Consider the following 6,734-nt stretch of genomic DNA (forward strand, 5'->3'; position numbering starts at 1 on the left):
GAACCCGGTGCGCCGATGATGGCGAAGTTGTAGTTGCCCAGGTCATTGTCGAAGATGTCCAGGGTCATCAACTGCCCACGGCGCCCGCCGAAGACCAGGGCGGGGGTGCGTGTGCCGCGCAACTCCGCGATCAGGGGCGCAAGATGGATGGCGTTGGCCATGGTCTTGCGCGAGACGCGACGCATCTTGGCCAGATCGCCATGAAAGCGTGGCGTCAGGGTCATGGGCAGGCTGGCCAGCAGCGCCTGGCGGTGCATGTACACGTCGGCATTGAGCTGAAAGCCACGGCCACGCCAGATGGCGTTGGCCGCTTCGTGGGCCGCCACCGCCTTGCGCGGTGGCGAGAAGATGGCCAACTGGTGGTACAGGCTGACCAGGCTGCCACCGGTGTCGATGGCCTGCGCGGCGGCCGTCCAGTCCTGCAGCTTCTTGCCCACGTCCGGCATCACGTCGGCCATCTTGCTTTTGGCGTTCTGCGTGGCGCGCACATGGTTGGCGGTGACCGTGGCCTTGGTGGCATTGGGGTCGAGCACGTGCACGCCCATGGTCAGCAAGAAGGGCGCGCTGTACTGCAGGGCGGGTTGCATCAGGTCGCCGATCAGCGAGCCCATTTGCCAAAGGGCGAAGCGCTCAGGGAAGGACTTGATGGAGTAAAAGCGCGCCTCCAGTTCGTCCGATCCGGTCTCCTTCCACAGGCGCAAGCCGCTGGGGGTGGGATCCTGGATGGTGTCGAAGTCGATGATCTGGTCGCGCAATTCGCGCCCGTCGTCGTAGTGCAGGTCTGGCGCGTCGGTCTGCGAGATGCGGTCAGGGTTGGTGAACAGCGCGCACCAGTTGATAAGGTCGGCGGCATCGCAGACCCGGTTGGGCAGGGAGGCCGAACGCAGCGTGGAGGCCATGGACTCGCGCTGGGCCATCACCTCTTCGCGCCTGGTCATGTCCTGGGCGTCACCGGGCAGGGTGACGCTGAGCATCAGGCGGAAGTCCCGGATCGTGTAGTGAAAGCCCGAGGTCAGCGAGGACTGGGCTCCCCGCAGCAGGTGGCCCACGCGTTGGCGTGCCAGGGTGTGGAAGAGGTTGTCGTTGCGGGCAGGGCGCCCCCAATGCTTGGCCTTATCTGCCTGGTCCTCGTCTTCGACTCGCAAGTTGGCATAGCGGCGCAACTGGCCACGCACATGGGGTGAGGCGAACAGGTGGAACTGGATGCCCGCGCCCGTCGGGCAGTTGGCGTACAGCGAGATCAGCACCTCGGCCATGCGTTCATCCGCGCCCGACTGCGGCATGACCTCCAGCATGAAGCCCAGGCTATCGCGGTTGACGAATATTTTTTCGTCTGCGAGGTAGGCGGAGTAGGGCAGCCACGCGGCGAATTGCTCTGCCGGTGTGTCTGGTGGCGCGCCCAGGCCCATGGACTCGAACAGGCCCGGGCGAGCGTGCCTGCGCACGGTGCGAGCCGCGTCCATGGAGGCGCTGGCTGCTGAAGTGACAGTTGAAGTGGCTGTGGCTAAGGGGGTAGGCATGGCGCAACCTTTGAGGGCGTTTCAGTTGCTGGGGTCAAGGCTGTCGGTGGGCGGCAGCAAGGGGCCGATGTCAGGGCTTTCCGAGTTGTCCGGGGTGTACGGAGACGGGCGCTGTTGGCCAACGGGCTGCACGGGCGAGGTGCTCTGTTCTGGCGTGGCAGGTTTGACGGTGGTGCCCATCGGAGGTCGTATGGGCGCATAGGCGTCACGGATCTGGCGATGTGCGTGGTCGATCAGCCACTGACCCGCATCGATCTGGACATAGACATAGCCCTGGTCGTAGAGGTCGCGGTCGGCGTCTTCCCAGGGCTTGAACCACAGCCTCAGGATCCGGGCCGATGAGCGCAGGGGCAGCGCCAGGCTGGGGGACTGAGCCACGGGCGGGACAGTGGCTTGGGCCGATGCCCGCGCTGGTGCAAGGCGAGGCTGTGGCGACCCGGGTGCGGGATTGGTACCTGGCTCGCCATGGGATTTGGCGGCCATGCGGCGCTTGGCCACCTGGGCGGGCAGGTTGTCCTGAACGGCGTTGGCATAGGTGCCCGACACCGAGGTGCAAGTCACCCCGTCCGGGGCTTTGCATGCGTAATCGGAGCTGCCGCCCAGGCCGGAGAGGTTCATGCAGCCTGACAAGCTCAGCAGCAAGCAACCCAGGAGCCAGATCGGGCGCACGGGGTGGGCGCGGGTAGCGACGTTACCGTGGGCGTTCATGGTTGAACCTCCGAGGTGGCCGGTTTCAGGCGGGCCTGGATCACCTGGTGATCGACGTAGCCTTCGGTGCGGCTGCCATCTGCCCAGATCAGGGTGGGCGTGCCTCGAACACCAATGCGCTGCGCCAAAGCCAGGTTGCGGGCCACGGGGTGATCGCATCGCGCTGGGGCATTGATCGCGGTGGTATCGCCCTGCACCATGTAGCGCTGCCAGGCTTGAGCCCGGTCCGGGGCGCACCAAAGAGCGATGGGCTTGGCCTCACCCTGAAAGGGCAGCAAGAAGGTGTGGACCGTGACGTTGTCGATTCGGGCCAGCTCAGGCTCCAGTTGCTTGCAGTAGCCGCAGCCCGGGTCGCTGAACACGGCGATCTGCCGCTGGCCGTTGCCCCGCACGGTCTTGATGGCGTCAGCGAAAGGCAGTTGGTCGAAGGCAATTGGCGTGGATGCCGGTGCTGATGTTGCTGCGGTAGGCGCAGCGGGCGCCATCGCGCCCTGCCTGGCCGCCAGGGCCATTCGTGACCCGGTGATGTCGGTCATGGTCTGTGTGTCAAAGACATGGCCGAACACGAAGTAGCGCGGCTGGCGGGCCGACACGTAGGCCACGTTCCCGTTCATCCAGACTTCGTACAGCCCGGCAATGGGCGAACGCAGCACCTGGGTGAAGCGCGTGCTGGGATTGGCCTTCTTGAGCGCGGCCAGCAAGCGCGCCTCCTCTGGAGGCGGGCCGCCTGCCCATGCGTTGCCAATTGCCAGCGCCAACGCTGACACCGCACCCAATGCCAAGCTCAATTTCATGGCGAGGAACCTGCCGCGCATGGGGCGGGGCATGTCAGTAGTTGTCATCATTGGCGGCTTTCAGGTAGCGGTCTTCGGGGGCGGGCTCAGCCGAGCGCGCTAGCGTGCTGGAAGGGGTACCGCTGGTACTGGTGTATGCGTTGGCTGACATGGGTACGTCGATGCGCACGCCCTTGGTGATCACCACATCGATCTCGCGGCTGGCATCGATTTCAATCACCGGGAAGGTGTTTTCGGCGAGCTTGATGTAGTACTGCGCCAGCCGGTCCAGGGCCTTGCCCACACCAGTGCCGATGCCTGCTCTGTAGGCGTCGGAGGTGCTGCTACCGCTGCTGGCGATCGTGCCCAGGGCCGAGGTGCTGTAGGTGGTCGATGAAGTCGCCAGGCCCTGGCCGATGCCACTGACCACGCCTGCCAGCAGGGCATTGGCCAGCATCTGGCCTTGCTTGGTGACCAGTCGCCCGCGCATGCCCACCTTGCCATCTTCGCCATAGACGCTGCCCTGGATCTTGACTTCCAGCGTGGCGCCGTCCGGGCGTACGCAGGACAGGTTCTCGGTGCGCAGGTAGGCTCGCTCCGAGCTGATGTCCCCGTAGCCTGCCGCGATCACGAAGCAGTCGCGGTATTCCCCCCGAAAGCGGTTGGGCAGGACGGAGTTGTCCGAGAGCCGGATCAGGACAGGATGTGGGTTGGACTGGGCCTGCCCGCCCGTTGGGGCATCCAGGCCACCAAGCAGGGTGCCGCGCGTGAAGCTGACGGGCAGGAAGGTCGAGACGGTGCGGGTGTCGGCCGTTGACAGTGATCCGGGCGTGGCATTGTTTGTGGTGCTTGCCGTGGCGCCTGTTGCAGCGGCCTTGGCCGTTTCTCGGTCCACCAGAGAAACGCGTGTCAACACCGGGGCATCGAGAGGCCTGTCCTGCGGTGCCACGCCTGGATCACCGAGGGGCATGGCGCCTGCGAGCGATATGCCGGGCGGCAAAGGTGGAGGGATGTTGACACTCTGCCCCGGAAGCTTTGCCGGAGGCGGGGCGGTGGGCGCCGGAGGTGGTGGCGATGGCAGGCTGGATGCCGGTGGCATCGTTGGGGGAGCGGGCGTGCTTGACGCCGCCCCAGCGTTGGGTGCCGAGGGCATGCTGGCAGCCTGGCTGGCCGAGGTGAGTTTTTGCTCCAGTTCGGCAAAGCGCTGCATGGTGCGGGCCTCGAAAGCTTGTCGGTCCTTGTTGAGCCGGGTCTGCTCATCGCGCTCGCTCTCGTACTGCGCCAGCTTGCGCCCTGCGGTGCCCACCCATTGGTCGACCGGGTTGACCTGCTGTCCCGGCGGCATCACCCCGATGTTGGTGACCGTGGCAGGCTGCGCGCTGCCGTTGTTCTTGGCGTCTGCGGTGGGCGAGCGCGTGTCGGTGAGGGCGAAGATCAGCCACAGCAGGCCGACACCACATACCAGGATGGCGGCCAGGGTGACGTACTGGCGTTGCCGTGGAGACAGCCTTTGAAGGGCACTGCCCACGGCCCCCTTGATGCGGTCGGGCAAGCCGGTGATGCTGCCATTGGCTGCTTGGTCGAAAGGCGTGTTCATCGCGTGGCCTCCTGCCGGATCACGAACACATTCGTGGCCTCTCCGGGTTGCAGGTTGTGGTTCTCGATCGACACGCCCATGACCTGGGCACCTTCGCGGTCAAATTCCTGCTCGGCCAGCACCATCAAGGTCGGGCTGACGTTTTGCAGCAGGTATTTCTCGCCGACCAGGCCTCGCCCTTCATAGCGACGCATCAGGGAAAATCTCGCTTCGAGCCACAGGGGGACGAGGCGGTTGACCTCCTCGACCCGCACGTCGGGAGGCACCCGGTCAGAGGCCATTGCCACCAGCAAGGCCTTCATGGCTCGGATGTGGTTGGCCGAAGTGCCCAATGACATGCCCGAGGGATTTGGGTTCGCGTTGTCCAGCTTCAGCAGCCTGGCACTGGGATCCCGGAGGACGATGGTGTCTGCGGGGGTGTCCGAGCGATGCAGCAGCAGGGTGTAGGTCGCCTTCGCACTGGAGACGAACAGGTTGATGGGCTTGGTGGACTTGCCCACGGGTCGGATGTAGACCTCGCCCTTGTCCTTGTCGCATTCGAGGACCAACTCACCCGTGGGATTGATGGTCGGAATGTTCTGGCTGTTGTTGGGGGGCGGGGTTCCGTTGGCGCAGTTGCTCGAATAGATGTTGCCGAACACATCGGTGATGGGCGCGCCATCGATGCGGATGCGTGTGGGCTCCTTGATCGACACCATGGCCTCAACGGAGACACCGTCGCGGGCTTCGACCAACTGAAGCGCGGTGACGAGGCTTGGTGCCGTTGCCATCCCAACGGCTGTCACCATGGCCAGCAGCAGGCTTGTCAGCGAAGTGGAGGGCTGCTGGCATCGCTTGAAATCAGCTCGCATTGGGAACCTCCTTGAAGGTCTTGAGGTGCATGCGTGCCCCGTTGAAACTAAACTCGATCAGGTAGGCCTTGAGGTCGTTGGCGGTTTCGAAGCCATTGACCAGGGTGCGCAGTCGGCCACGCACCACGACGCTTTGCTTGTCTTCGCTGGGCACCAACTGCTGCGGCATGAACATCGTGCTGGCGTTGATGCGCTTGAGCCGCTCGGCCTCGACCTCCTGCCGGGTCTTGAGCGGGCCGTATTGGTCGGGTTCCACATAGCCGAGCAGGATGTTTTTCTTCCAGTCGATCGATGAGGGTGTGACGTCCAGCACCAGCCAGGCCATGAAGCCACCCATCTGCTCCAGGTATTCGCCACTGGCCTTGTCTCGGCTGACCCAGAAGGTCTTGTCGATCGTGGGTGGCACGACCACCGTGCGCACTGTGCCGATCAGGTTGAGGATGACGAGCAGTGCCACGACATGGCCCGACGACAGCACGCCCACCGCGAGCCCCAGGCTGCGGTTGCGGCGGCGCATCTCCTTGATGTCGCTGTTGAGTCGCTCGAAGTCCATGGCGTGCTCCAGGCTCAGCCGACCATGCGGCGGATGTGGGAGGGCGGGGTGGCGCGCATCGCGGTCATGGGGCTGGGAGGCAGGTGCCAGTACAGCCAATGCATTGCGAAGGCCTGGTGCTTGTCGGCTTTGATGCGCGCGATCCACCGCGACAGGAAGATCCCCGCACCCGCGCAGGCCGCAAAGGCCAGCTTGGTGCCCGCCAGGTAGCCGACAAAGAAGAAAAAGATCACTGGGGCGGCCACATCGATGTCCCAGAAGCCGATCTTCCAGGGGTCATCCAGGCGACGGGGGATGTAGGTGTCGGCTTGCATGTCAGGCTCCTGCAGGTTTGAGCTGACCTCAGACGACCGCGCCCATGATCGCGCCGGCGATCACCAGGCCTACCGCACCGAAGATGGCCAGGCCCACGTAGAACAGCACGGGCCCGAAATTGCGCAGGGCCGACAGCGAGATCAGTGCGACCACGAAACCGACGAAGCCGACCAGGGCTTTGACGCTGGGGCCCAGTGCTGAGATCTGCGCCAGGGCGGACGTCATAGGCCCGGTGATGCCCGTGAACGCCACCAGGTCAAGGGCGAAGCCGGGCATGGACAGGCCCAAGCCCAGAGCGAGCATGGCCAGCGCCGAGGCCACACGCCAGCGCTTGTGCGGGGGCTTGTTGGCGTCACTGTCGTTTGATTGACGGCTTTGCTGGCCGTTCAACTGGGCAGAGGGGCGAACAGGGGTGAA

Annotated in this window: 8 protein-coding genes; all 8 read right to left on the minus strand. The window is 64.8% G+C overall.

The window, feature by feature from the left end:
• Positions 1-1,463 (minus strand): TraC family protein (locus tag Q7V20_RS20725; RefSeq protein ID WP_304795498.1); only part of this gene is annotated, 1,463 nt, incomplete at its 3' end.
• A gap of 78 nt (positions 1,464-1,541) precedes the next feature.
• Complete coding sequence (gene traV / locus Q7V20_RS20730) at positions 1,542-2,228, minus strand: type IV conjugative transfer system lipoprotein TraV (protein WP_304795500.1); 687 nt, start codon at positions 2,226-2,228, stop codon at positions 1,542-1,544.
• A complete protein-coding gene (locus Q7V20_RS20735; protein ID WP_304795502.1) occupies positions 2,225-3,022 on the minus strand; it encodes a DsbC family protein in 798 nt (265 codons plus the stop codon). The genes traV and Q7V20_RS20735 overlap by 4 nt, the downstream gene beginning before the upstream one ends.
• A 34-nt stretch (positions 3,023-3,056) precedes the next feature.
• Complete coding sequence (locus Q7V20_RS20740; RefSeq protein WP_304795504.1) at positions 3,057-4,598, minus strand: TrbI/VirB10 family protein; 1,542 nt, start codon at positions 4,596-4,598, stop codon at positions 3,057-3,059.
• Complete coding sequence (locus Q7V20_RS20745; RefSeq protein WP_304795506.1) at positions 4,595-5,449, minus strand: type-F conjugative transfer system secretin TraK; 855 nt, start codon at positions 5,447-5,449, stop codon at positions 4,595-4,597. Before Q7V20_RS20745 ends, Q7V20_RS20740 begins: the two co-directional genes overlap by 4 nt.
• Positions 5,439-6,002: a type IV conjugative transfer system protein TraE gene (gene traE / locus Q7V20_RS20750; RefSeq protein ID WP_304795508.1), complete on the minus strand. Its 564-nt coding sequence runs from the start codon at positions 6,000-6,002 to the stop codon at positions 5,439-5,441. The genes Q7V20_RS20745 and traE overlap by 11 nt, the downstream gene beginning before the upstream one ends.
• A gap of 14 nt (positions 6,003-6,016) precedes the next feature.
• Positions 6,017-6,316: a type IV conjugative transfer system protein TraL gene (gene traL / locus Q7V20_RS20755; RefSeq protein WP_304795510.1), complete on the minus strand. Its 300-nt coding sequence runs from the start codon at positions 6,314-6,316 to the stop codon at positions 6,017-6,019.
• Between the two features lie 28 nt (positions 6,317-6,344).
• Positions 6,345-6,707, minus strand: a complete 363-nt coding sequence (locus tag Q7V20_RS20760) for a hypothetical protein (RefSeq protein ID WP_304795512.1) — start codon at positions 6,705-6,707, stop codon at positions 6,345-6,347.
• Between the last annotated feature and the right edge of the window lie 27 nt (positions 6,708-6,734).

The organism is Aquabacterium sp. (genome assembly GCF_030652515.1).
GTDB lineage: Bacteria > Pseudomonadota > Gammaproteobacteria > Burkholderiales > Burkholderiaceae_C > Aquabacterium.

What these genes read in the sequence shown, in the direction of transcription:
- traV (WP_304795500.1), bottom strand. Translation starts at nt 2,228, where the DNA reads ATGAACGCCCACGGTAACGTCGCTACCCGCGCCCACCCCGTGCGCCCG.
- Q7V20_RS20735 (WP_304795502.1), bottom strand. Translation starts at nt 3,022, where the DNA reads ATGAAATTGAGCTTGGCATTGGGTGCGGTGTCAGCGTTGGCGCTGGCA.
- Q7V20_RS20740 (WP_304795504.1), bottom strand. Translation starts at nt 4,598, where the DNA reads ATGAACACGCCTTTCGACCAAGCAGCCAATGGCAGCATCACCGGCTTG.
- Q7V20_RS20745 (WP_304795506.1), bottom strand. Translation starts at nt 5,449, where the DNA reads ATGCGAGCTGATTTCAAGCGATGCCAGCAGCCCTCCACTTCGCTGACA.
- traE (WP_304795508.1), bottom strand. Translation starts at nt 6,002, where the DNA reads ATGGACTTCGAGCGACTCAACAGCGACATCAAGGAGATGCGCCGCCGC.
- traL (WP_304795510.1), bottom strand. Translation starts at nt 6,316, where the DNA reads ATGCAAGCCGACACCTACATCCCCCGTCGCCTGGATGACCCCTGGAAG.